The sequence below is a fragment of the Rhizobium sp. CG5 genome (assembly GCF_023701945.1).
Taxonomy (GTDB): domain Bacteria; phylum Pseudomonadota; class Alphaproteobacteria; order Rhizobiales; family Rhizobiaceae; genus Allorhizobium.
On sequence record NZ_JABAEF010000008.1, the window covers coordinates 67,985 to 93,025 of the forward strand.

17 protein-coding genes are annotated in these 25,041 nt (G+C 57.7%); 9 read left to right on the forward strand and 8 right to left on the reverse strand.

Features of this window, described 5'->3' with window-relative positions; all coding sequences use genetic code 11:
* The first annotated feature begins 106 nt into the window (after positions 1 to 106).
* Both HGO38_RS14720 and glnA read left to right on the forward strand, forming a co-directional pair.
* On the forward strand, positions 107 to 445 hold the full coding sequence (locus HGO38_RS14720) for a P-II family nitrogen regulator (protein ID WP_006727717.1): 339 nt from the start codon (positions 107 to 109) through the stop codon (positions 443 to 445).
* A gap of 64 nt (positions 446 to 509) precedes the next feature.
* On the forward strand, positions 510 to 1,919 hold the full coding sequence (gene glnA, locus HGO38_RS14725) for a type I glutamate--ammonia ligase (RefSeq protein WP_250956654.1): 1,410 nt from the start codon (positions 510 to 512) through the stop codon (positions 1,917 to 1,919).
* Between the two features lie 137 nt (positions 1,920 to 2,056).
* Here the strand turns inward: glnA and HGO38_RS14730 are convergent, their stop codons facing one another.
* Complete coding sequence (locus HGO38_RS14730) at positions 2,057 to 3,097, reverse strand: TAXI family TRAP transporter solute-binding subunit (RefSeq protein ID WP_250956655.1); 1,041 nt, start codon at positions 3,095 to 3,097, stop codon at positions 2,057 to 2,059.
* A gap of 23 nt (positions 3,098 to 3,120) precedes the next feature.
* Positions 3,121 to 4,167 (reverse strand): hypothetical protein, encoded by a 1,047-nt coding sequence (locus tag HGO38_RS14735; RefSeq protein ID WP_250956656.1) that lies wholly within the window; start codon positions 4,165 to 4,167, stop codon positions 3,121 to 3,123.
* 187 nt (positions 4,168 to 4,354) lie between these two features.
* Between HGO38_RS14735 and HGO38_RS14740 the strand changes: the two genes are divergently transcribed.
* Together HGO38_RS14740 and hspQ are read left to right on the forward strand one after the other, a co-directional pair.
* Entirely contained in the window at positions 4,355 to 5,275 is a 921-nt protein-coding gene (locus tag HGO38_RS14740; RefSeq protein ID WP_250956657.1) for a DMT family transporter, read from the forward strand.
* A gap of 81 nt (positions 5,276 to 5,356) precedes the next feature.
* On the forward strand, positions 5,357 to 5,686 hold the full coding sequence (hspQ, locus tag HGO38_RS14745) for a heat shock protein HspQ (protein ID WP_250956658.1): 330 nt from the start codon (positions 5,357 to 5,359) through the stop codon (positions 5,684 to 5,686).
* Positions 5,687 to 5,769: 83 nt separating this feature from the next.
* Here hspQ and HGO38_RS14750 read toward each other — a convergent pair whose 3' ends face one another.
* Entirely contained in the window at positions 5,770 to 6,399 is a 630-nt protein-coding gene (locus tag HGO38_RS14750) for an invasion associated locus B family protein (RefSeq protein WP_250956659.1), read from the reverse strand.
* Between the two features lie 280 nt (positions 6,400 to 6,679).
* Here HGO38_RS14750 and HGO38_RS14755 point away from each other — a divergent pair, with 280 nt between their 5' ends.
* From HGO38_RS14755 to HGO38_RS14765, 3 genes are all read left to right on the forward strand, one after another.
* Positions 6,680 to 8,485 (forward strand): extracellular solute-binding protein, encoded by a 1,806-nt coding sequence (locus tag HGO38_RS14755; RefSeq protein WP_250956660.1) that lies wholly within the window; start codon positions 6,680 to 6,682, stop codon positions 8,483 to 8,485.
* A 128-nt stretch (positions 8,486 to 8,613) separates the two neighbouring features.
* Positions 8,614 to 9,285, forward strand: coding sequence for a DsbA family oxidoreductase (locus tag HGO38_RS14760; protein ID WP_250956661.1), 672 nt, complete (start codon positions 8,614 to 8,616; stop codon positions 9,283 to 9,285).
* Positions 9,286 to 9,461: 176 nt separating this feature from the next.
* Entirely contained in the window at positions 9,462 to 10,370 is a 909-nt protein-coding gene (locus HGO38_RS14765) for a DMT family transporter (protein ID WP_250956842.1), read from the forward strand.
* On the opposite strand, the gene HGO38_RS14770 is transcribed toward HGO38_RS14765, so the two are convergent.
* Both HGO38_RS14770 and HGO38_RS14775 read right to left on the reverse strand, forming a co-directional pair.
* On the reverse strand, positions 10,365 to 11,156 hold the full coding sequence (locus HGO38_RS14770) for an FkbM family methyltransferase (protein WP_250956662.1): 792 nt from the start codon (positions 11,154 to 11,156) through the stop codon (positions 10,365 to 10,367). The two genes, HGO38_RS14765 and HGO38_RS14770, sit on opposite strands and share 6 nt — an antisense overlap.
* Positions 11,153 to 14,617 (reverse strand): hypothetical protein, encoded by a 3,465-nt coding sequence (locus tag HGO38_RS14775; protein WP_250956663.1) that lies wholly within the window; start codon positions 14,615 to 14,617, stop codon positions 11,153 to 11,155. The genes HGO38_RS14770 and HGO38_RS14775 overlap by 4 nt, the downstream gene beginning before the upstream one ends.
* A gap of 156 nt (positions 14,618 to 14,773) precedes the next feature.
* Here HGO38_RS14775 and HGO38_RS14780 point away from each other — a divergent pair, with 156 nt between their 5' ends.
* Positions 14,774 to 18,259 carry an HAD family hydrolase gene (locus tag HGO38_RS14780; RefSeq protein WP_250956664.1) on the forward strand — a complete coding sequence of 1,162 codons (3,486 nt, stop codon included), beginning with the start codon at positions 14,774 to 14,776 and terminating at the stop codon, positions 18,257 to 18,259.
* A gap of 89 nt (positions 18,260 to 18,348) precedes the next feature.
* On the opposite strand, the gene mfd is transcribed toward HGO38_RS14780, so the two are convergent.
* Together mfd and HGO38_RS14790 are read right to left on the reverse strand one after the other, a co-directional pair.
* Complete coding sequence (gene mfd, locus HGO38_RS14785) at positions 18,349 to 21,852, reverse strand: transcription-repair coupling factor (RefSeq protein WP_250956665.1); 3,504 nt, start codon at positions 21,850 to 21,852, stop codon at positions 18,349 to 18,351.
* Positions 21,852 to 22,166 (reverse strand): FAD assembly factor SdhE, encoded by a 315-nt coding sequence (locus HGO38_RS14790; RefSeq protein WP_250956843.1) that lies wholly within the window; start codon positions 22,164 to 22,166, stop codon positions 21,852 to 21,854. The genes mfd and HGO38_RS14790 overlap by 1 nt, the downstream gene beginning before the upstream one ends.
* Before the next feature lie 99 nt (positions 22,167 to 22,265).
* On the opposite strand from HGO38_RS14790, the gene recG reads away from it, so the two are divergent.
* Positions 22,266 to 24,371 (forward strand): ATP-dependent DNA helicase RecG, encoded by a 2,106-nt coding sequence (gene recG / locus HGO38_RS14795; protein WP_250956666.1) that lies wholly within the window; start codon positions 22,266 to 22,268, stop codon positions 24,369 to 24,371.
* Here recG and HGO38_RS14800 read toward each other — a convergent pair.
* The gene (locus HGO38_RS14800; RefSeq protein ID WP_250956667.1) at positions 24,349 to 25,035 is read right to left on the reverse strand and encodes a DUF502 domain-containing protein; all 687 of its coding nucleotides are present in this window, start codon (positions 25,033 to 25,035) and stop codon (positions 24,349 to 24,351) included. The two genes, recG and HGO38_RS14800, sit on opposite strands and share 23 nt — an antisense overlap.
* Positions 25,036 to 25,041: the final 6 nt, after the last annotated feature.

Consider the following 25,041-nt stretch of genomic DNA (forward strand, 5'->3'; position numbering starts at 1 on the left):
ATAATTCTCGCATTTCGCGGACCAATTTGGCACGTTACGTGCATCATTGCAGGACGAGCGGGGTAGAAATCCTGCCATAATGAGGGAAGCGGAGAGAAATTTTCTCATGAAAAAGATCGAAGCGATCATCAAGCCATTCAAGCTCGACGAAGTGAAGGAAGCTCTTCAGGAGGTCGGCTTGCAGGGCATAACGGTCACGGAAGCCAAGGGCTTCGGCCGTCAGAAGGGTCACACGGAACTTTACCGCGGCGCGGAATATGTCGTGGACTTTCTTCCGAAGGTTAAAGTTGAAGTCGTGCTTGCTGACGAAAATGTGGAAGCCGTTATCGACGCTATTCGCAACGCCGCCCAAACCGGCCGCATTGGAGACGGAAAGATTTTCGTGTCCAACGTGGAGGAAGTCGTTCGAATCCGCACCGGCGAAACAGGCATAGATGCCATCTAGCTGACCCTGGTTCCGCGATCGGAACCGGGTCCCACATCGTCATCTCACTCAAGGAATACGTTAAATGACGACCGCAAATGATATTCTCAAGCAGATCAAGGACAACGACGTCAAGTTCGTCGACCTGCGCTTCACGGACCCGAAGGGCAAGCTGCAGCACGTCACGATGGACATTTCCTGTGTCGACGAAGACATGTTCGCTGATGGCGTGATGTTCGACGGCTCCTCGATTGCTGGCTGGAAGGCGATCAACGAATCCGACATGGTTCTGATGCCGGATGCCGATACGGTTCACATGGACCCGTTCTTCGCCCAGTCGACCATGGTCATCCTGTGCGACATTCTCGACCCGATCTCCGGCGAAAGCTACAACCGCGATCCGCGCGGCACCGCCAAGAAGGCCGAAGCCTATCTGAAGGCATCGGGCATCGGCGACACCATCTTCGTCGGCCCGGAGCCGGAATTCTTCGTCTTCGACGACGTGAAGTACAAGGCCGACCCCTACAATACAGGCTTCAAGCTCGATTCCAGCGAATTGCCGTCGAATGACGACATGGATTACGAGACCGGCAACCTCGGCCACCGTCCGCGCGTCAAGGGCGGCTATTTCCCGGTCCCGCCGATCGACAGCTGCCAGGACATGCGCTCGGAAATGCTGACGGTTCTGTCCGAAATGGGCGTCTCGGTCGAAAAGCAGCACCACGAAGTGGCCGCTGCCCAGCACGAGCTCGGCGTCAAGTTCGACACGTTGGTGCGCAATGCCGACAAGATGCAGATCTACAAGTATGTCGTGCATCAGGTCGCCAATGCCTATGGCAAGACGGCCACCTTCATGCCCAAGCCGATCTTCGGCGACAATGGCTCCGGCATGCACGTGCACCAGTCGATCTGGAAAGACGGCAAGCCGACCTTTGCCGGCGACGAATATGCCGGCCTGTCGGAAAGCTGCCTCTACTATATCGGCGGCATCATCAAGCATGCCAAGGCGATCAACGCCTTCACCAACCCGACGACGAACTCCTACAAGCGTCTCGTTCCGGGTTATGAAGCACCGGTCCTGCTGGCCTATTCCGCCCGCAACCGTTCGGCGTCGTGCCGCATTCCGTTCGGCTCCAATCCGAAGGCCAAGCGCGTCGAAGTGCGCTTCCCCGATCCGACCCAGAACCCGTATCTCGGCTTTGCCGCCATGCTGATGGCAGGCCTTGACGGCATAAAGAACAAGATCCATCCCGGCAAGCCGATGGACAAGGATCTCTATGATCTGCCGCCGAAGGAGCTGAAGAAGATCCCGACCGTCTGCGGCTCGTTGCGCGAAGCGCTGGAAAGCCTCGACAAGGATCGCAAGTTCCTGACCGCCGGCGGCGTGTTCGACGACGACCAGATCGATTCGTTCATCGAGCTGAAGATGCAGGAAGTCATGCGCTACGACATGACCCCGCATCCGGTCGAATTCGACATGTACTACTCGGCCTGATCGGCCCAATTCGGGGCTTTCAAACGCCTCTGAAACCACAAAAAAACCGGCAGGCGCTTGAGGCTCCTGCCGGTTCTTTTTTGCCTGAATTCTGAAACTTGATATCGGTTTATCGCCGTCTTTTTATGGCTTTATCGCTACTTCTTCAGGCGCTGCTTGAGCAGGTTGAGATATTCCTCGTTGGCATCGGTGGACGCCCGCGGTGCGGCGGGAGCCGTGCAGGTCGGCTTGTAGTCGACGGCAAGGCCAACCTTCACACAGCTGCCGACCTGCCAGCCGGGCGGCAGCGCGGTCAGATCGACGGCTTTCCATTTCGGATGGCCGGTTTCTTCCAGTTCGGTCAGGCCGTTGAGAATGAGGCTTGAAAAATCGGAGACCGTCTTGCAGCTGTCGCGGTGATAGGCGTTCCGCTTCGGATCATAGTCGAAGGTCATCAGCACGGCCTTGACGGCGACCAGGTCGACCGGCTGGTCCATGAAGGAATAGGTGCCGGCCGGAATAGTGGCGGCATTGTAGGTGGCCAGCAGCGGTGCGTCGGTGATCGGCAGCAGGTGAAATTTCTGCTTGTCGATGTCGGCATTGGCAAACAGCGCCGCGGGTGCGCCGGCGACATAGAAGAAGGCGTCGATCTCGCCGGCCAGCAGCTTCGACAGGGCCTGGTCGGGATTGTCCGGCAGCCGGTCCACTGAGCCTACCTGCAGGATGTCGAGCATCAGCGAGGCGGTCAGGAAGGTGCCGCTGTCCTTCTTGCCGACGGCGACCTTCTTGCCCTGCAGATCCTTCAGGGACCCGATGTCCTTGCGGGCCAGCACATGAACCTCTTCATTGTAGAGCGGGAACATGATGCGCACGCCGCGCACCGCCTGCTGCACCTCCGGATCATTGGCCTCATAGGTCTTCAGATATTCCAGCACATCGCTCTGCACGATGCCGAACTGGGTGTTGCGGCGATTGCGCACGCCGACGAAGTTTTCGAGCGACCCGGCGCTTTCAACGACATTCAGCGTCTGGCCGCAGGCTTTGCCGAGATTGGCGATGTCGCGTCCGAAGCGAATATAGGTGCCGCTTGGACCGCCGGTCATGATATTGCGCTCGAAATCCGCAGCGGTCGCGGCAAGGGGCATGAGCCCCACGGCGATGACGGTGAGCAGCAGCCGTCTGGCCATTGTCGTGATCATGTGGTCACCTCTCCCAATCGTTGCTAGCACTTGCTCTTCAGGTCGCGCATCAGGTTGCGCAGCGTGATGACCGGTACCCGGTCGAACACGGCCTCCAGGCCTGTCGTGACGCATTGACCGGAGACCAGGGCCGCCTTCAGCCGGTCATAATCGGGCTTGGACAGGCGGTCGAGACCGGGCGTCTTCTCCATGGCCTCGATGACCCGCCGTTCCGGACGGCGCTTTGGATCGCCCGCAACCGGCGGCGGTTCGCGGCCAGGCTCGACCTCAACCGGCGGTGGTTCGCGGCCAGGCTCGACCTCAACCGGTGGAGGCTCGCGGCCAGGCTCGACCTCAATCGGTGGCGGCTCGCGGCCAGGCTCGCCCGAGGCGTCGCGCGCTGCGGCGAGCTGCCGCTCGAGCGAGGTAATCCTTTTTTCATTAGCGGTCAGTTGATTCTGCAGCTTGTCATTGGCACTTGTCAGCGTGTCACGCTGGCGAATGGCGCGCTCCGCCTGCTGGCGGCTTTCGGCCAGCGCCTGCTCGAGCGCGGCCTGCCGATCCGAGCCGTCGGATTGCTGGAGCCGGGTGGCGAGCTCGGCGACCCTCTGCTCCAGCACCACCGTGCGGGTTTCCGCAGCCGTCAGGGCCTTTTCCCGGGCGGCAATCGTGGCCTGCAGATCGCGGCGCTCGGTGGCAAGCGCCGCCAGGCGCTTCTGATGGGCGTCGGCTTCCTTCTGCTGGGCCGCGCTTGCGGCCGACAGGCTCTCGCTCAGCCGATCGAGTTCGCGGGTGCGTTCCGCCAGGCGGTCCTGCAGGTCGGCGACGGTGCTATTGCCGTTCGAGGCGCTGGCGCTCAGAGCAGCCAGATCGGCCTTGGCCTGGTCCAGCTGCTTCTGCAGCTCGGCCTTCTCCGTGCTTGCCTGCTGCAGGGCTTCGGTCTTGTCCTGGCCGCTCAGCCGCAGGGCGCCGTAACCGCCGCCGGCCCCCACGACGAGGCTGGCAAGGACGGCAACGACAAGGCCCATGGACGATCGGCCGCCGCCGGTATTTGACGGTTGTTGATCCCTGCCCCAGCCAGTGTTGCTCACGGTCGCTCCTGCCATCGCCATGTCAATTCCCCGAATGAGGTAGCGCGAATTGTGGGCAGGCGCAAGGAAACGGGGACACGACGCCTTGAGTGCTTGCGCTGGCAGCGCTGGGCGATAAAGTTCAGGGATCCTTCCATTGGCCCGAGGGCATCATCCTTTCGTCACCCACTGCAGATCGGTTCATTTGATGAGTAACAATGGTGGCGCGCCGCGGCCGCTGGACTGGGCACTGTATTTCCTGACCCCGGTGTTCTTCTCCAGCAATCTGATTTTCGGACGCGGCATCACCGGCGAAATCGGACCCTATACCACGGCGCTGATCCGCTGGGCTGGTGCTGCGCTGATCATCCTGCCCTTCGTGATCGCCGACCGCCGGGCAGCCCTTGCCTTCGTGCGGCAGAATACCGGCCTCTGGCTGATGCTCGGCTTTCTCGGCATGGGCATCTGCGGCGGGGTGGTCTACTGGGCGCTGACGCGGACCACGGCCTCGAATGCCACGCTGATCTACACGACATCGTCGCTGTTCATCATCCTGTTCCAGCGGGTCTTCCAGGGGCGACAGCTCTCGGCGCGCGAACTGGTCGGCATGGCGATCGCCTTTCTAGGCGTCGCGGTGATCGTGCTGAAGGGCGACCTGATGGCCGTGCTGCATTTCCGCTTCAATGTCGGCGATCTCGGCATCCTGGTGGCCGCCGTCGCCTTTGCCATCTATTCGATGCTGCTGCGCCATCCCGCCACAGCCACGGTCAGGCCGCTTTCGATGTTCGGGCTGCTGTCCCTGTCCGGCGCCCTGCTGCTGCTGCCGCCGGCGATCATCGAGTGGATGGCCGGGGCACCGCGGCCCGACAGTCTCGACGACTGGGTCAAGCTTTGCGGCATCATCCTGTTTGCCTCGCTGGCCGCCTTCTACTGTTTCCAGCATGCGGTGCGGGTGTTTGGCCCGGCGCTGGCCGGCATCACGCTCTACCTGATGCCGCCGATCTCGATCGTCATGGCGGTGATGTTCCTCGGCGAGCGATTCGAGGCCTATCATGCGGCCGGCATCGTGCTGGTGATGGGTGGCGTGATCCTGGCCTCCGCGCCGATCCCGTGGCGGCGGCGTGCATGACGGAATTATGACCGCGCCCGCAACAGCCCTTGATGTTTTGCACGATCTTTCCCAAATAATGGAAGGAAAGGAAATCGCACCATGAAACAAAGCAGCGCAAAATTTGGAATTGGCGAAGTCGTACGCCACAAGCTATTCCCGTTCCGCGGCGTCGTGTTTGATGTCGATCCGGAATTTGCCAATACGGAAGAGTGGTGGAACGCTATCCCCGCCGACGTTCGTCCTGATCGAGACCAGCCGTTCTACCATCTCCTGGCGGAAAATTCCGAGACGGAATACGTGGCCTATGTCTCGGAGCAGAACCTGGAGCATGACGGCAGCGGCGAACCGCTTCGAAACCCGCATGTCGAGCAGATCTTCGTCGAGGAACAGGCCGGCCGTTATCGGCCCAAGGCCAATTTCACCCACTGACCACGGTCAGATGACCCCATGCAAAAAAGGCCCGGAGCGATCCGGGCCTTTTTCTTGTAAAACCTTGGCGTTGAAGGCGCGGATTATTGGCCTTCCTTGGCCGCCTTCTGCGCGTCTTCCAGAGCCTTCTTGCTCTCTTCGTTCTTCTTCTGCATGGCTTCTTCCAGAAGACGCTGACGTTCCTGCGCCTGGTTCTGGCTGATCGCCTCGCCGTCGTAGATGCCGGTGAAGCCTTCCAGGGACAGCTTGATCGGGTTCGGCGCACGGCGGAAGTTGATCGAGGTAAAGACCACTTCGCCGCCCTTCTTGAGGGCTGCGATCATGGCATCGGTCATCGGGATTTCGGCCGTGCAGCGATCCGGGAAGCAGACCGCGTAATCGATCTTCTGGCCCTTGCCGCCATCGATCTGCATCATGATCCCCGGCGGGATCAGACGGGCAGACGGAACCGAGACCTGCATCAGCTTGCGGTTGATCTTGCCTTCGATCGAGATCAGGCCGACGGCGATGATCATCTGGCGGTTCTGCGCGACCTGGATGTTCTGCACGGTGCAGATGTCATTGTCTTCCTGCTTGGAGCAGGTCTTGAACCAGCCCTGCGGCGGCGCATCCGGTGCGGCAGCCTGCTGCGCATGGGCGGCGCCGGACGCGGCGATGGTGAAGGCGATTGCGGACATGGCCGCGCGCGCTGATCTGGCTGTGTTGAACATCATAACGAAATCCGTCTCCTGAAATCCACTGTCGAACCGCGGTTCCGATCCGAGATTGCTTGGCCTCTTTGCCCATCCCCTGTGGTTCAAATAAGGCAAATAGATGACCTCGGGTTGATCGCCATCCTGTTACAGTGCGGCGTTGTGAATATCCAGTACTTCTTTTGGGTGGGTCGTCAAGAAAAGCCGCGAATGGGCGTTATTTGCCCCTCCACTGTGTTGGTTTTGAGGAGCTTCATGATAATTTGCGCGCGAATCTGCAGTCTCCTCGAAAGGATCTGATGTGCGGCGTCTTCTCTTGAGCCTTGTTATCCTGTGCCTCGGGCTGCCAGTCCAGGCCGAGCCGGTGCACGGCATCGCCATGCATGGCGAACCGGCCCTGCCGGCCGGTTTCACGCATTTCCCTTACGTCAATCCGGACGTCAAGAAAGGCGGCAGATTGGCCTATGGCGTGGTCGGCACCTTCGATGCGCTGAACCCGTTCGTGCTGAAGGGCATGCGCACCACGGCGCGCGGCATGTGGGACCCGGAATACGGCAACCTGTTCTATGAAACGCTGATGCAGCGCTCCAGCGACGAGCCCTTCTCGCTCTATGGCCTCTTGGCCGAAAGCGTCGAATGGGACGAGGCGCGCTCCTTCGTGCAGTTCAACCTCAACCCGAAAGCCCGCTGGCACGACGGCCAGCCGGTGACGCCCGAGGACGTGATCTTCTCCTTCAACCTGCTGCAGGAAAAAGGACGTCCGCCGTATAACCGCCGCCTGGCCGTGGTCGACAAGATGGAGAAGGTTGGCGATCACAGCGTGCGCTTTACCTTCAACGACAAGGCGAACCGCGAGACGCCGCTGATCCTGGCGATGGGCTCACCGATCCTGCCGAAACACGCCATCGATCCCGAGACGTTCGAGCAGACGTCGCTGGCCGTTCCGGTCGGCTCCGGTCCCTACAGGATCAAGTCGATCAGTCCCGGCGAGAAAATCGTCTACAGCCGCGATCCGGACTACTGGGGCAAGGACATTCCGGCCAAGGTCGGTTTCGACAATTACGACGAGATATCCGTCAGCTATTTCCTGCAGGACAGCACGCTGTTCGAGGCCTTCAAGAAGGGCGATGTCGATATCTATCCGGACGGCGATACGAGCCACTGGACGCGCGCCTATGATTTTCCGGCGGCCAAGACCGGCCAAGTGCTGCGCGAAACTTTTCAGCCCGGCCTGCCGTCGGGCATGCTCGGCTTCGTCTTCAACCTGCGCCGGCCGATCTTTGCCGACGCGACGGTGCGCGAGGCCCTGACGCTGGCGCTCGATTTCGAGTGGATGAACAAGACCATGTTCGGCGGCGCCTTCAAGCGCACCCAGAGCTTCTGGCAGAATTCCACGCTCGGCGCCTATGGCAATCCGGCCGACGCCCAGGAACTGGCGCTGCTGGGACCTGCCAAGGACCGCATCGATCCGGCGATCCTGGCCGGCACCTATCAGATGCCGGTGGCCGACGGAACCGGCGCCGACCGCAAGATCCTGCGCGAGAGCGTCACGCTGCTTTCCAAGGCCGGCTACACGATCAAGGGCGGCAAGATGGTGGATGGCACCGGCAAGCCGCTCGCCTTCGAGGTGATGACCCAGACCCCCAGCCAGGAAAAGATGGCGCTCGCCTATCAGCGGACGCTGGCGCTGATCGGCATCGGCATGTCGATCCGCACGGTGGACGATGCCCAGTACCAGGCGCGCTCCAACAGCTTCGACTATGACATGATCATCAAGGCCTATCCGTCGTCCCTGTCACCGGGCGCCGAACAGCTGTTGCGCTGGGACAGCTCGTCGCGCGACAGCCAGGGCAGCTTCAACTATGCCGGCGTCGCCGATCCGGATATCGACCGGATGATCGATGCGCTGGTCAATGCGCGCAGCGACGAGGATTTCCGAGCGTCGGTCAGGGCCCTCGATCGGCTGCTGGTCGATGGCCATTATGTCGTGCCGCTCTATCATATCGGCGAGCAATGGGTGGCCCGCTGGGCCCGGATCGGCCGGCCCGACAAGACGCCGCTCTATGGCTATCAGCTGCCGGTCTGGTTCGACACGCGGGCGCAGTGACCGGCCGACTACCGGTGCGCCGGCCGGGCGGTTCCCTTTCGGTAACCGGTTGAACTGAAGCACCATTGCTCTTAAGTGGCGGGAGATCGATCACCCGCTGCCAACGGCTGCCAGGAAAGGAAGACCCCATGAAGCACATCACCATCGACCTCGTCTCCGATGTGGTTTGCCCCTGGTGCTATCTCGGCAAGGCGCGCCTCGACCTGGCCGTGGCCGAGATCCAGGACGAGATCGGCGTCGACATCAACTGGCGCCCCTACCAGCTCAATCCCGATTATCCGCCGGAAGGCGTCGATCATCAGGTGGCGCTGGCGGCAAAACTCGGCGGCAAGGACAATATGGACCGCGCCCATGCGCAGCTGAAACAGCTGGGCGCCGAGGTCGGCATCGCCTTTGATTTTAAGGCGATCAAGGTCGGCCCGAACACGCTCGACGCGCACCGGCTGCTGCATTGGGCGGCCACCGAAGGCCGCGAGATCCAGAACAGGGTGGCCGCCGCCCTGTTCAAGGCCAATTTCGAGGAGGGCCGCAATGTCGGCGATCCCGCCGTGCTGCTGGACATTGCCGAACAGAGCGGCCTCGACCGTCCGGTGATCGCAGCGCTTCTGGCCGGCGATGCCGACAAGGAGAGCGTGCGCGGCGAGATCGATGCGGCCCGGCAGATGGGCGTCAATGGCGTGCCCTTCTTCATCATCGACCAGCAATATGCCGTCAGCGGTGCGCAGCCGACCGAGGTGCTGGTCAATGCCTTCCGGGAAATTGCCGCCGCCAAGGCCGAGGAATTGCAGAAACTCAATTGACGGAAACGGCCTTCACTCCTAAAGCGTATCGCGATCTTCCAGATATGCTCCTTACGCTTTAGCTCTTCGTTTTATGGCATGTCGTTGTCCCGAAACCGGTGCCCAGTTTCGGGCGACATGCTGTAGGCACGAAAGTCTCCCGCCTTCTCCCAGGATGTGCTGCCTTGTCTCCCGATATGACCCTCAGGGGTGTTTTTCTGGCCTTTGCGGCCTTCCTTGCCTATTCCATCAGCGACGCGGCCGTCAAAATGATCGAAGGCCGCATCAGCCCCATCGAATCGGCCTTCTTCGGCGCCTGCTTCGGCATTGCCGCCCTGCCCTTCCTGCTGAAGCGCAGCGATCGCTGGGTCGACGTGGTGAAGACCACCAACCGGCCGCTCTGGCTGTTACGGTTCTTCTCCAGCGGTGTCGGCGCGATCGGCAGTGTGACGGCCTTTACCCATCTGTCGATGGCCGAGGCCTTCTGTCTGATCTTCCTGCTGCCGTCCTTCGTGACCATCATGTCGGTGCTGTTCCTGAAAGAACAAGTCGGTATCCGGCGCTGGAGTGCGGTGATCATCGGCTTTATCGGCGTTCTGGTCGTGCTCCGGCCCGGATTTCGCGAATTGTCGATCGGCCATGTCGGGGCAGTGTTTGCCGGCCTGTCGGGGGCGATGTCGATCGTCATCTTCCGCGCCATCGGCCCGTCGGAAAAGAACATCTCGCTTTATGGTGCCGGCCTGCTCGGCACGCTGCTGCTCTGCGGCACCGCCATGTTGCCGTCTTTCTCGCCGCCCACCGGCCAGGAATGGCTGCTGCTGGCCGGCTACGGGCTGATCGGCGCGCTCGGCAATGTGCTGTTGATGTATGCCGCCTTCTATGCGCCCGCCGCCGTGCTCGGGCCGACGCAATATAGCCAGATGCTATGGGGCATCCTGCTCGGCTATCTGTTCTTCAACGATCTCGTCGACATGCCGATGCTGATCGGCATGGCGCTGATCGTCGGCTCCGGCCTGTTGACCATCCTGCGCGAACGCACCCGCGGCGTCGCCCTGCCGCCGCCGCTGGCCGCCGCCGACAGCCAGGCGGCACGCTTTCCATTATGAAGTCAGCAAAAAAATGTCATTTACCGCTGTAGCGGCCGTGATAACATAACCACGCTCTTTCAAATAGCTACGGGCAGCGGCGCTTGAGCGCTCCCTGCGATCTCTTTCAATGCATATAATTGGTGGCTTCCAATTTGCCCAATCGATCGATTGCAATATCTCAAAATCCAAGCCTTCAATATCTATTGTAAGAACTACAGGTCCAGGCGGAGTGAAATACATTGAAAATATATCATTTACAGAATACAATTTGACTTCTAATTCTTCAACCTCGGCACACAAACTACGCCTTTCGTACCAAGACAAGACAAAAGAACGAGAAAGACTTGCAACTTCAGCATGTTGCGGCACGTAGAGCGTTGCAGTACGCGCATCAGATGTAGCTACTCCCGCACATAAAAATATATCTTCTGGCCTAGATTTTAGCGTGTCATGCTCATAGCGCGGATTCGCATCCACAAGAACGCTACGAAATCCTCGTTGATACAGCATCCATGTGTTACTCATATTAACCGGATGGTTAGACCCAAGCTCAAGTATCATCGGCCTATCACTTGGCTCCACCATTGCAGCTCTCAACAAACTGTCAATAATGATATCTTCTCCATGCTGACTATAGCTATTGCACCGCTCACAGAGAATATCCGGCATTTGAAGGTCGTACCGCTTCACATCGACAATAATGTCGATGTTGGGTCTCTCGACGTGCCTATCTCCTAAAGCCTGAACTGACCCGGTCAATTGCTGCAACGCTGTAGCGAACAAATTGAATGCACGCTCTTTCAAGACGGCTTCCTCTTCAGGTATTTTGGTCGACCAAAAAGCGCACGACCTATCATTCGGTATTTTGCCGATTTCAGATCAGCAAAAAACTTTGCGGGATGATCGTCGTATTTAGCCACGTCCTTTGACGAGCCAATGGCCTGGACTACGGGCCGAACCGGCTGCCGAAACACTTTTCTCCAACCCATCGGAGCAACAATAGCTTTACTCTTCTCCGGCTTTTTTTCGCCCATCGAAGACTTTGATTTGGCTTTTCCTGCTTTTTTTGAGATAGAAATGGACGGATAAAGGATCGACTCTCCCTGGGACCAATTGGATTTAATCGAGTTGTTGCGATCAGCTTTCAAAATTACTTTATCTGCCCCACCCCCGTAATTATCTTCAAATATTAGGCCAGCCATCAACCGTGCATCCTTGACGGTTGGATTCTTGAAGTATTCGCTAAAAGTACGAAATGACTTCATCGGTTCAAAGTCAAATTTAAACTGAATATCACCAAAAACATCGCAGAACCGATTAACGAACGCAAGACCACCCTGATGAACTTGACGTGAGAAAACTTTCCGATGGCTCTCTCCAGATGTCTCCGGTTGAAAAATGGGAACAAATTTAGTCCCGGCAATCCTCGCTATACGCTTAAGAGAAGCTTCATCATTCGAAAAGAACGATTCATAGAGAGGCACATGTCTGCAAAACGTCAAATGCGTATCGTGTCTGTCAATGAAATCTCCAAAGAAGCCGGATGTCGGTAGACCTTTCTTTTCACAACGCTCAATCGCTGGCCTAAACGTGACAAGATAATATCCGGATATTGGATTCTTCCTGTCCGTCAGTTCGTACAAGGATTCTTGCATAGTGCCCGCGTATCCAATATCCACAACAGCCTTTGATTTCGTGTCTAAGAATCCAACGCTATCAAGATAAGCAATGTAGTCCGCTCGTTCCGCTTCAGCATTCGATAGGATCAATTCCTCCAACTCTTTCAAAACCGGTATTAATATATTTCGAGTCTCATTATTTACGCTCTCATACCGCAATCGTTCGTAAACAGGAAAAACTCCTGCTACCTGGATATTTACCGGTGATATTCCAAACCTTACTTCCAGCAGCCGTTCGACCGTCATCTTGCCAAAGTCGACCATTGACAAATCTATGATATCTTCAAATGTCTTCAGTTTGGCGACATTCGCGCTGCGACGAGAACAATAAAGGTACACAGATTTCGGCGCTTCGGGGACGTGTCGCGCGACGATATCATAGGCCTGCTTCATAATTTGGCCGTCTCTTGAAAGGAAGAATAAGGTCTTTATGCCATCGTTCAATGATCGCTTCAAAAGCCAGTGACTATAAGCTAACAACAGAGGCCCGAAAGCCGAAAATCCTAGATCGTATCGACCGCCAGGAAATAAGCAATTTTGTGCAACATCTTTATCATCGTAGCATTCATTAGCGATGACTGCCAGCATCGCTCGTAGCGATAGAGAATGTCGGGCTTCATCTTTGGCCCAAACCTGACTGTAATGCAGACTTTTCTTGAATGTTTCCCAAGGCCGGTTCAAATGAGCAGCCTTAATTCCTGCATCTTGCGGACGCTTCAGATCCCCAATCTCATTATCGCCGATATGCAGCATGTTTTCGACAGGCTTTGAAAGGGCGGCTTTGTAAACGTCAAACAATGCACCCGATTGTTTCTTTGCATTATGCGACGAAGAAAGGAATAGCGACTTATATCCGGTGATACCATTTGACCGCAATACCGAAGATAAAGTGTCTTCGGAAAGATACATATCGGATATCAAATAAACTTCTTTACCAACTGAAACAAAGTCATGATATATATCAACAATGCACTTCCGAGGATAAAGTAGGCGCGTCTCAAGCCGAACCTCCTCCTGCATGATGCGCATCGAAACATCCGATGAAACCCCAAGGCTTAATTCCACCTCTTTATATATATCGGATATATGGATTTCCTGCCGTCCCTCCGCAATCGCGATTTGAAAAGCTCTCTTCTCCGCAGCACGCCGAACATCGACAAAATTAACATGTCTTTTGCCAGTGGCCTCCTCCACAAAATCATTCATTATTCTAAAGAGATCGGCAGGCTCAGCGAGCGGTCGCACCAAAAGAGTATCGAAAATATCGAAGGATATAATCTGGCGGCGCTCCGCAACGTCGCGAACTACATTAAAGGGGGATTTCTCAACAAGGGAATCTCGTTTGCTCCCTTTCTTTGTACTCTCCTGCCTAATTCCGCTAAGTAAATCCCCAACAGCATCCTTTATGTTAGGCACAGAGCCAATTTTCGAGTCCGATTCCGCGACATCCAGGAGTCGCTGAATAAACCGCATGGGATCAGTCTTAATCAACGAAGTAGCCAGCGCGTATTTCGAAATGCAAAAAGCTAGCGCAGCATCACGATCAATGTCTGTCCTCGAATGCACTTGATCTACAAATTCAGTGACTGCCGTCGCCGTGGAAACCAGGTCTAAATGAGATCTGCCAAGGGTCAAGAGAGGCTTTTTCCAAAGCGCCGCCTGAAACCCGACCGAGGATGAAGCTACAACGACTCCATCAGAAAGGGGGACTATGCATTGAGACACATTGTCGTAGCTATTGATGTCATTGTCGAATATAAAATTGGAGTAGTTTTCCCTCAGATAATTTACAGCCGCATCGGTCATTGTATCTGTTGTCACCGAGCGCGACCGGTATAATGTAGCTATAATACCGAAGTCAGATGGTACGGAAGATAGGATATATTCCAGCGCGCCTAGCTGACTACCATATTTCTTTATCACCTCATCAACCATAAAGTAGTTGTCAACCTGAAGGGGATACAGCAATAAATATTTATATTTTTGGCGCAACGCGCTTATTCGTCGCGACACGCCTGTCTTTACAAGACTCCCCCTAAGTAATTGACGCCGGACTTCATCGAAATTTGCTTCGGTAGACTTTGGTGGCTTAGACAAGCAGTCCTTAAGCAACTGAGGAATGAACAGCGTGTAATCAGGAAACGGTGCGCGAGAGAAAGGTCCAGGCAGTTCATAAACTATTTTCGCATTCGGAAAAATATTCCGAAGATATTCAGCCGCGCTCTCCCACACTACGATCAACTCCGGATGGAAGTCGGTTGGGACCGCTGCTGAAATTATATCCTGTAGGATGCCGTGCTGCTCCTCAGTAAATGAATTTTGAAGGCCTTTGGCCGCGAGTTCCCGATAAGAAGGTGTGATTGAAGCTAGTTGAGCGTCCTTGATCGTTCCATAATCACCAAGCTTTCCTTCGAGGCCATCCAACTGAAGCCGACTCAACAAATGAGCGCCAAAAATTAGAAACGTTCTATGTCCGCAAATTCTTGCCGCTTCAATTTGCGGGATTATTGAGTTTCGAATCGTGGGCAGCCTAAAATAGGGATCGTTTCTTTCAATCTTAGGCTCAACGTAAAAAAGGATATCCATAACCACTCCGTCTTTTTCGAATTAGCATATCAGCGGCCAGCGGGATTACCAAGACAGGGTGGCACATATGAATTGTTATCTTCAGGCAAACAAATTATTGAGGCATTTCTCCGCGACGCGTACCTCGCCGCCGGCGATCAGAATTAAGGTGAATATATGCAGGTTTTGATATGGACTCCGCCTTGGGTTGGACAGGGAGGCGATATTTATTTCGGCCTCAATTCGTTCTCTAGACACCTTCTAAAGCAAGCGCGAACCCTGTCGGAAAAGGGCTGCAAAGTCAGTATCGCATATCCTAATACGTTCCAGGATTACGTATCGGAATTCAAAGATATAGCAGATCTGATTCCTCTCGACGCCATGGATGCCATACAAATTGCAGGCGGATGGCGGGATCCATCGATCAATTTTTACACCGGCACTGGTTCGTCCAAGATCCACGATGATGTGGTCGCTTGGTTGGGCAAGAGATTGCCGAAGTCGATAGATTGTATCTTGTTGTGGGAAACACCGGATTCCTATTTGAGAGCGATTTATCCTGATGCACTTATCGTCAGTCAAATGCCCGGTAGTTTTGCCCGGGCGCCGTATCCAAAAACAACCGTCTTCGATCCCATCGGACTTTATAAAAAAGGTGCGTTGCATCAAAATGCACTCGCCATCATGTCGGATCAAAATCATCCAGACACGGCAGTCGGAAGATTCAAGTTGAAGGCGCGGCAGATCTTCTCGCGTTATCCGTATCGAACGAAAAGATCCCTAATTGCGGCATCAGGGGCTGACAGGCTCTCCGTGTTGCCCCTTCAGATCAGCGGGCACTACGCCTTCCAAGGGGAGACCGGCTTTCTATCACAATCAGAGTTTGCACTGGCCGCCGTCCAAACCGCCGCGCCTGAAAATGCAGTCTTGGTTACGGAATATGTTTCAAGACTGTACAGCGATAAGGTGATGAGTCCCGATTTTCTGAAGTTCCTTTCCCGTAAAAATGAACGGGTCCTCTATTTTTCGGACATGGAAAACATTCCTTCGATAACCCAGCATCTTTTGCAATACGCCGACGAGTTGCTCGTTGCCACCAGCGGCTTAGCATTTCAGGCGATGATCTGGGATGTTCCGGTCAAGGTGATAGGGAACACATGGTTGAGCCCGTTTGGGCATCAAGCAGTGCATACGACCGCAGATCGGGACAAGATACTTGATTTCACATTGTTGAAACATCAGCCGTTGACCTCGCTCATTACCGATGACGGCGACTTCCTGGTCGCCTTGTTGGAGGAACTGCACAGCCGGCAAAACGCCGTCGGAATCGAGCGTCTAGCGTCTCTGCCGTCGATAGACACACGGTACGAGGATCGGCTACTAGGGCATTTCCGGGAGCGTGAGGTTCAGAAGGTTTTTCAGAGCAAGGCTCTAACCTTTTACGGCAAATCAAAAGATGATGCATTTCATCATCTTCTAAACAAAACATCTCCGAAACTTATTAGCTTTGATCTTTTTGATACTCTCGTAACCCGCGGATTTGAGAATCCAGCCGATTTGTACCGATTCATGGAGTTAGAATTCTCTCGTCGCGGTATAGTTGTACCATTTGACTTTGCGGAGAAGCGCCTTTCGGCGGAATTACTCGCGCGAGCGAACGCTACGACAGAAGAAATTTCGTTGAAAGACATCTATGTCGAATTTTGTTTAGCAGAAAATCTGCCGCAAGAAATGGTCGACACATTGTCAGATTTGGAAATCGAAATTGAAATCAATGCCGCCCGACGCCGACCAATCGGCACAGAACTTTATGAAGAAGCGCAGCGGCGCAGAATCCCAATCTGCATTACAAGCGACATGTACCTACCCCGCCGATGCATAGACGGGATCATAGAGAAGACAGGCTACACATATAAACGTCTATATCTCTCAAGCGAGATTGGGCTGACCAAGAAGCACGGCACCTTATTCGATTTTATAATGACGGATCGAAAGTTGTCAGGGCCAGACATGGTCCATGTTGGTGACAACGCCAAGACAGATATACAGCCGGCGAAAAAAAGAGGTATTACTACATTTCACGTTCCTCGGGCCGCCATTAGCTTCTCTCGACACGAGGAGTTCAAAACCGCTTTTCCTAAAAGACCTCCGATTGCTGGCCTTGCCCGAAGCGTAACTGCCGCTGCCATCGCGAATCGATTGTTCGATGATCCCCGATCTGTGTCAAATGTCGGCATCTCGGATTCCGATCCCTGGCAGTTGGGCTACGCTGCTCTTGGTCCCTTGGTTTTCGGTTTCGCCAATTGGGTCAGATCATCAGCGATAGAGCATGAAGTTTCCCACCTGCATTTTTTGTCCAGGGAGGGGAAACTGATCAAGGACGTATTCGATCGGATCGACCGGGAAAATCCATCCGGCGTAGCGAGCAATTACCTCTGGGGATCCCGGCGCGCCATTCGAGTGGCCCAGTTACAAAACTTTTCCGATATCATCGAGATTGCGGGGCAGACGATAAATCCTACGGCAACGTTGAGAAGGATTCTGACTCAGAGGTTTGGCCTTTCAGAAGACAAAATCAACTTAGAGGTGGTTCGAAACAGCGGATATACGTCACTTGAGGAGGAAATCGATCGGAGCAGAAATGGGCGTCATAAACTCAATGCTCTGTTGAGGTTTCTGTCGGATGAGATTCTCTCAGCGGCGAGTGAAGAACGGTCCGTTTATACGGCATATCTGGAAGAAAACGGCCTTTACTCCGATTTGAAACCGGCGATCGTCGACGTTGGCTGGAGCGCCAATATGCAAGGCAGCCTTGGTCAGTTGTTGAAAAGGCCGTTACATGGATATTACATAGCAACGACGGATGCTGCCATCCGATGGAAATCACACGGAAACGAGATACACTCTTACTACGTCGAGGATTGCGCGAATACATACAATAAGCCAATTTTGAATCATCGCTTGATGGTTGAAAATATGCTTTGTGATACTATCCCAAGCGTCCGTCGGATCGTTAGAAGTGAAAACGGATTTCAACCAGAACCTGTCAGTCCATCAAATCTTGAGAGAAACCAGCTCATTTCGGCGATTCAAGACGGAGCGAGAGCTTTTGCAAACGACGTTTGCGAGACGCTTGGACCGCTCGCACCCTCGACGCCCTTTAGACCGGACCTGAGCCTTCCGCTTTTGGAGCAATTTCTAACTCGTCCCCATCCAGCGGATGCCGAACTGTTTGCAGGTCAAGATCTCGACGATACGTTCAGCGGTGCAGGTAAACGCTATTATATCGCTCCCTTGGACGAAAACCGCAATCCGGTTTCTGGCATTGAATCCAACTGGGCTCCAGGTGCGCTAGCCTTGGATGTTAGAAGCAAAGCGTTAAAAATAGAAAATACCGAAAAAAAAATTACGTCGAACAAAACCGGCCAACTGGGATCCGGACCTAAAGCAAAGCGTAAGCTCCCTGTAAAGGCTCAAGAACCCGAAAGGAAAATAGAAATTTCTCAAAGAGAAAATTTTGTCTTTACGATCACCACGCCGATAATGCGGTCTGCTCTATCCAAGGAAAAATATAAAAAGCTCCGGAATAATCCAAAATCATTCTATAAAAATGTGAAACATCCGGCATTAAGGCTGATCAGATGGCTGGCACTCGGTAAGTGAGGCTAAACTAACAGTCGGATCGCGTGCGTAGGTTCGGTGGGGGTGGCGTTGGCCAACCACTATAACCGAAGCGCGCGATACCCGCCCCTTCACCCCTTCGCCAGCTCCGCCAGCTGCGTCATCACCACGGCTGCGCCCTGCAGGCGCTTTTCCGGGGTCGGCAGGTCGCGGGTTAGGAAGACGCTGTGGTCGCTGCGGATTTTGGCCATCGAGCCCTGCTTGGCGATATAGCCGACAAGGGCGGCGGGGTTGGGGAATTCGCGGTGGCGGAACTGTACCACGACGCCCTTCGGACCCGCTTCCAGCTTCTCGACATTGGCCTTGCGGCATAGCGCCTTGATATAGACGACCTTCAGCAGATGCTGGACCTCGACCGGCATGGCGCCGAAGCGGTCGATCATCTCGGCGCCGAAGCCGTCGATGTCGTTGAGGTCGGTGATTTCTCCGAGCCGGCGATAGAGGCCGAGGCGCAGGTGCAGGTCGGGCACGTAGTCGTCGGGGATCATCACCGATGTGCCGACCTGGATCTGTGGCGACCAGCCGGTGTCGCGCACCTCGTCATCGCCCTTGACCTCGGCGACCGCCTCTTCCAGCATCTGCTGGTAAAGCTCGAAGCCGACTTCCTTGATATGGCCGGACTGTTCTTCGCCCAAGAGATTGCCGGCGCCGCGGATGTCGAGGTCGTGGCTGGCGAGCTGGAAGCCGGCGCCAAGCGTGTCGAGCGACTGCAGCACCTTCAGGCGGCGCTCGGCCGTGGTGGTCAGCACCTTGTTGACCGGCAGCGTCAGAAGCGCGAAGGCGCGCACCTTGGAGCGGCCGACACGGCCGCGCAGCTGGTAGAGCTGGGCGAGCCCGAACATGTCGGCGCGGTGCACGATCAGCGTGTTGGCGGTCGGCACGTCGAGGCCGGATTCGACGATGGTGGTCGACAGCAGCACGTCATAGCTGCCGTCGTAGAAGGCATTCATGATGTCTTCGAGCTCGCCGGCCGGCATCTGGCCATGGGCGATAGCGACCTTCAGCTCCGGCACATCCGACTGCAAAAACGCCTGGATATCGGCAAGGTCGGCCAGCCGCGGGCAGACATAAAAGCTCTGGCCGCCGCGGTAATGCTCGCGCATCAGCGTCTCGCGGATCACCAGGGGATCGAAGGGCGAGATGAAGGTGCGCACCGCCATGCGGTCGACGGGCGGCGTGGTGATCAGCGACAGTTCGCGCACGCCGGTCATGGCCAGCTGCAGGGTGCGCGGGATGGGCGTCGCCGACAGGGTCAGCACATGCACGTCCGATTTCAGCTCCTTCAGGCGCTCCTTGTGCTTGACGCCGAAATGCTGCTCCTCGTCGATGATCAAGAGGCCGAGATTGGCAAAGGAAATGCCGGCGCCGAGCAGCGCATGGGTGCCGACGACGATATCGGTCCGGCCTTCGGCGACTTCCTTCTTGGTCAGCGCCAGCTCCTTCGAGCCGACCAGGCGGGAGGCCTGGGAGATGCGGATCGGCAGCCCACGGAAGCGCTCGGTAAAGGTCTTGAAATGCTGGCGGGCGAGCAGCGTGGTCGGCACGACGACGGCCACCTGGATGCCGTTCATGGCGGCGACAAAGGCGGCGCGCAGCGCCACTTCCGTCTTGCCGAAGCCGACGTCGCCGCAGATCAGCCGGTCCATCGGCCGGCCGGCCGAGAGGTCGCCGCGCACCGCCTCGATGGCACTCATCTGGTCTTCCGTCTCGTCATAGGGGAAACGGGCGGCGAATTCGTCGTAGAGGCCTTCCTGGGTTGCAAGAACCGGTGCGGTGCGCATCATCCGCTCGGCGGCAATGCGGATCAGGCCGCCAGCCATGTCGAGCAGGCGTTTCTTGAGCTTGGCCTTGCGCATCTGCCAGGCGCCGCCGCCGAGCTTGTCGAGCTGGGCATCGCTGTTTTCCGAGCCGTAGCGCGACAGCAGTTCGATATTCTCGACCGGCAGGAAGAGCTTTGCCTCGTCGGCATACATCAGCTCGAGGCAGGCGTGCTGGCCGCCGGCGGCCTGGATGGTGCGCAGCCCGATAAACCGGCCGATGCCGTGTTCGGCATGCACGACGATGGCGTTTTCGTCGAGGCCGGCCACCTCCGAGATGAAATCGGCACCGCGCTTGCGGCGCTTGGAGCGGCGCACCATGCGGTCGCCGAGAATGTCCTGTTCGCCGACGACCACCAGGTCGCCCGCCTCGAAGCCGGCCTCGAGGCTGAGCACGGCGGTGGCCGCCTGGCCCTTCTTGAGCGTATCGAGATCGGCAAACGAGGCGACAGGCTTCAGCCGTTCCAGACCATGTTCGTTCAGCACCTGCAGCAGGCGGTCGAGCGAGCCTTCCGACCAGCCGCAGATCAGCACGCGCGAACCGCTAGCGCGCTTTTCGGCGATATATTTGACCGCCTGGTCGAAGACATTGCGGCGGCCTTCGTCGGCGCTTTCGGTGGCATTCTTGGCCCAGCGCGGCCCGGAACGGGCCTTGATCTCGATGACCTTGCGGGTCTCGCCGTCATGCTCGGCAAAGGGCGTCAGCCTGAGCGGATTGACCGCATCGAGCGCCTTGCCGAATTCGGCGGCGCCGAGATAGAGATGCTCGGGCGGCACGGGCTTGTAGGGTGTGCCCTGGCTGAGGTGGCCCTTGCCTGGTGTAGCCGAGTTGAGGCGCGCTTCGTAATAGTCGCGCACCAGCTTGGCGCGCTCCTGAGCGGCCTCGCGCACCGTATGATCGGTGACGATCATGAAGCCGTTCAGATAATCAAAGACCGTCTCCAGCCCGTCGTAGAACATCGGCAGCCAGTGTTCCATGCCGGCATAACGCCGGCCTTCGGAGACGGCGGCATAGAGCGCGTCGTCGCGGGTCGTGGCGCCGAACAGCGACAGGTAGTTTTTGCGAAACCGCCCGATGGTTTCCGGCGTCAGCGTCACTTCGCTCATCGGGTTCAGATCGAGCGAGCGGGCCTGGCCGGTGGTGCGCTGGCTGGCCGGATCGAAATAGCGGATGCTTTCCAGCGTATCGCCAAAGAAATCGAGCCGCACCGGCTCTTCGGAACCGGGCACGAAGACATCGAGAATGCCGCCCCGCACCGCAAACTCGCCGACGTCACGCACCGTTGCCACCCGGTCGAAACCGTTGCGCTCCAGCCGTGCGGCGACATCGTCCATGCGGACCTGGTTGCCGGGTTTCGCCGAAAAGGCCAGGCTTTCGATGATCTCGGCCGGCGCCAGGCGCTGCAACAGGGCATTGACGGTGACCAGCACGATGCCGGCATGGGGCTTTTTGGCATGGGCAATCAGCCCGGTCAGCGCCGCCAGACGGCGGGCCGAGACATCGGCGCTGGGCGACACCCGGTCATAGGGCAGGCAGTCCCAGGCGGGCAGCGTCAGGACAGGGATTTCCGGTGCTGCAAAGGACAGCATCTGCTCGATATCGGCCATACGCTGGCCATCCGACAGCACATAGGCGACCGGCCGGCCCTGGCGAGCGAGATCGGCCAGCAGGAAGGCGTCCATGCCGTCCGGCACATTGGCGAGCGTCAGCGCGGCATCGGTCCGCGCGATTGTCTTGGCGTCGAAGAAGGATGTCATCAGGCCTTACCGAGTGCCTCGACCGTGACCGGCGAAAAGTCCGGCTTGTAGGAGGCGATGCGTGCAAAAAGTGGGGTATTGAAACGCTCCGGCAAGGGGTCGGCGCCGGTAATCCAACGCACCAGGTCGTTGTCTTCCTCGGCCATGATCACTTCCAGCTCGTCCAGGTCGTCGTCCGACAGGCCGGCAAGCTCGGCTTCGGAGAATTCGCCGAGCACCAGGTCCATTTCGCGGATGCCGCGATGCCAACAGCGAAACAGGATACGCTTGCGGCGGGGATCCAGATCGGAACTGCTGCGGGTCAATCCAGTCATCGCCATGCCACCTTCCTGTTGATGCGCCTCTATAACGCGTCGCTACCGGCTTGTCAGCCTTGCCAAGGGCGTAATTCTCGTCGCATTTTGCCAGCCATCATGCGACCTGCCCTGCTCGATCCCCTGTTCTCGCCCATCGCGTCGCTTACCGGCGTCGGGCCGAAGCTTGCGCAATTGCTGGCAAGCCTTTTGGGGCGCGAGGATGCCGAGGATTGCCGGGTCATCGATCTCCTGTTCGTGGCGCCGCACCGGCTGATCGACCGGCGCAACCAGCCGGGCATTGCGCTGGCCCAGCAGGGCGCCATCGTCACGGTGACCGGACGGGTCGATCGCCATCAGCCGCCGCCGCGCGGCAAGAGCAGCCATCCCTACCGGGTCTTCCTGCATGACGAGACCGGCGAACTGGCGCTGACCTTCTTCCGCGCCAAGGCCAACTGGCTGGAAAATGCCCTGCCGATCGACGAGACGGTCATGGTGTCCGGCAAGGTCGACTGGTTCAACGGCCGGCCGTCGATGGTCCATCCCGATTACATGGTGAAGGCGAGCGAAGCCGGCAACCTGCCGATGGTCGAGCCGGTCTATCCGCTGACGGCGGGCCTGTCGCCGAAAGTGCTGCGCAAGGCGATCGAACAGGCGCTTGAGCGGGTGCCGGAGTTTGCCGAATGGATCGACGGGCCGCTGGTCGAGCGTCAGGGGTTCCCCAGCGCCCGCGACAGCCTGATCGGGCTGCATCACCCGCGCGACGAGATGGATATCGACCCTCAGGCGCCGGCAAGGCGCCGGCTGGCCTATGACGAATTCCTGGCCGGGCAATTGTCGCTGGCGCTGGTGCGCCAGAAGCTGCGCAAGGTGGCAGGCACACCGGTCAGAGCGACGGGCACCCTATCGGCCCAGATTCTGGCCGCCCTGCCCTTTTCGCCGACCTTAAGCCAGACCGCGGCGGTGGCCGATATCCTGAAGGACATGGCGAGCGACCAGCGCATGCTGCGGCTGCTGCAGGGCGATGTCGGGGCCGGCAAGACGCTGGTGGCGCTTATGGCCATGGCGGCCGTCATCGAGAGCGGCGGCCAGGCGGTGCTGATGGCGCCGACCGAAATCCTCGCCCGCCAGCACCATGCGACGATCTCGACCTTTGCGGCGGCGGCCGGCATCACGGTCGAGGTGCTGACCGGCCGCACCAAGGGCCGCGAACGCGAGGCGATTACCGAGCGCATTGCGTCTGGACAGGCGCAGATCGTCATCGGCACCCATGCGCTGTTCCAGGATAGCGTCACCTATCACAACCTGATGCTGGCGGTGGTCGACGAGCAGCACCGCTTCGGCGTGCATCAACGGCTGCGGCTGACCGCCAAGGGCATCTCGCCGCATATGCTTGTGATGACCGCGACGCCCATTCCCCGCACCCTGGTGCTGGCCGCCTTTGGCGATATGGACGTGTCGAAGCTCACGGAAAAGCCGGCCGGCCGCAAGCCGATCCAGACGGTGACGGTGCCGAGCGAACGGACCGGCGAGATCGTCGAGCGGCTGCGCGCCGCCGTCGCCGATGGCAAGAAGGCCTATTGGATCTGCCCGCTGGTCGAAGAGTCCGAGGTCTCCGACCTGATGTCGGCGGAGGAGCGCCATGCGGTGCTGACCCAGGCGATCGGCCCGTCGGTCGGGTTGGTACACGGCCGGATGAGCGGCCCGGAAAAGGATGCTGCGATGCTGGCGTTCAAGTCTGGCGAGACGCGGCTGCTGGTCGCCACCACGGTGGTCGAGGTCGGTGTCGACGTGCCGGATGCGACGATCATGGTGATCGAGCATGCCGAGCGCTTCGGCCTGGCCCAGCTGCACCAGCTGCGTGGCCGGGTCGGACGCGGCGCGGATGCCTCGACCTGCATACTGCTCTACAAGGGGCCGCTCAGCGAGACCGGCCGGGCGCGGCTGTCGATCCTGCGCGACAGCGAGGACGGTTTTCTGATTGCCGAGGAGGACCTGAAGCTGCGCGGCGAAGGCGAATTGCTGGGAACCCGGCAATCGGGCACGCCGGGGTTTCGGATCGCCAGCCTCGAGGCCCATGGCGATCTGCTGGAGATTGCCCGCAAGGACGCCGCCTATCTGCTGGAGCGCGATCCCGATCTGATGTCGGAGCGCGGAGAGGCGATGCGCGTGCTGCTGTACCTGCACCGTCGCGACGAGGCGATCAGGTTTCTGCGGGCGGGATAGGGGCAGGCTCTGGCTGCGGCAGCTTGTAGTTCGGCACGATCAAGCCGCCTGAAATCAGCAGCTTGGCGCCCTCTTCCGGGGTCATGTCCAGCAGCTTCAGCTTGTGGCGCGGCACGAACATCAGGAAACCGGCGGTCGGCACCGGGGTTGGCGGCAGGAAGACCGCGACCATTTCCTGACCGTCCTCGTTAAGCCGCGCGGCGATCTCGCCGGTGGCATCCGTGGCGATGAACACCAGCACCCACATGCCGGGACTGGGAAATTCGACCAGCCCGACCTTCTTGAAGGAGGAGGACTGGTCCTTCAGCACCGATTCGAAGATCTGTTTTAGGCTCTTGTAGAGCGTGCGGACCAGCGGCATGCGGTGAAAGATCTGCTCGCCGAAGGTAACGATCGAGCGGCCGATCAGGTTCTTGCCGAGAAAGCCGACGGCCGTGATGGTGATGACGGCAATCAGCAGGCCGAAGCCGGGCACGGCGAACTGCAGGTAGCTTTCGGGATTGTAGCGATCGGGAATATAGGGTTTCACCCAGCTGTCGGCCCAGCGGATAAACGACCAGGTCAGCCAGATGGTGATGGCGATCGGCGCGCAAATGATCAATCCCGTCAGGAAATTGTTCCGGAGGCGCGTCGCCACGGAGATGGTCTCTGGGCTTTCGTTCATCGTACC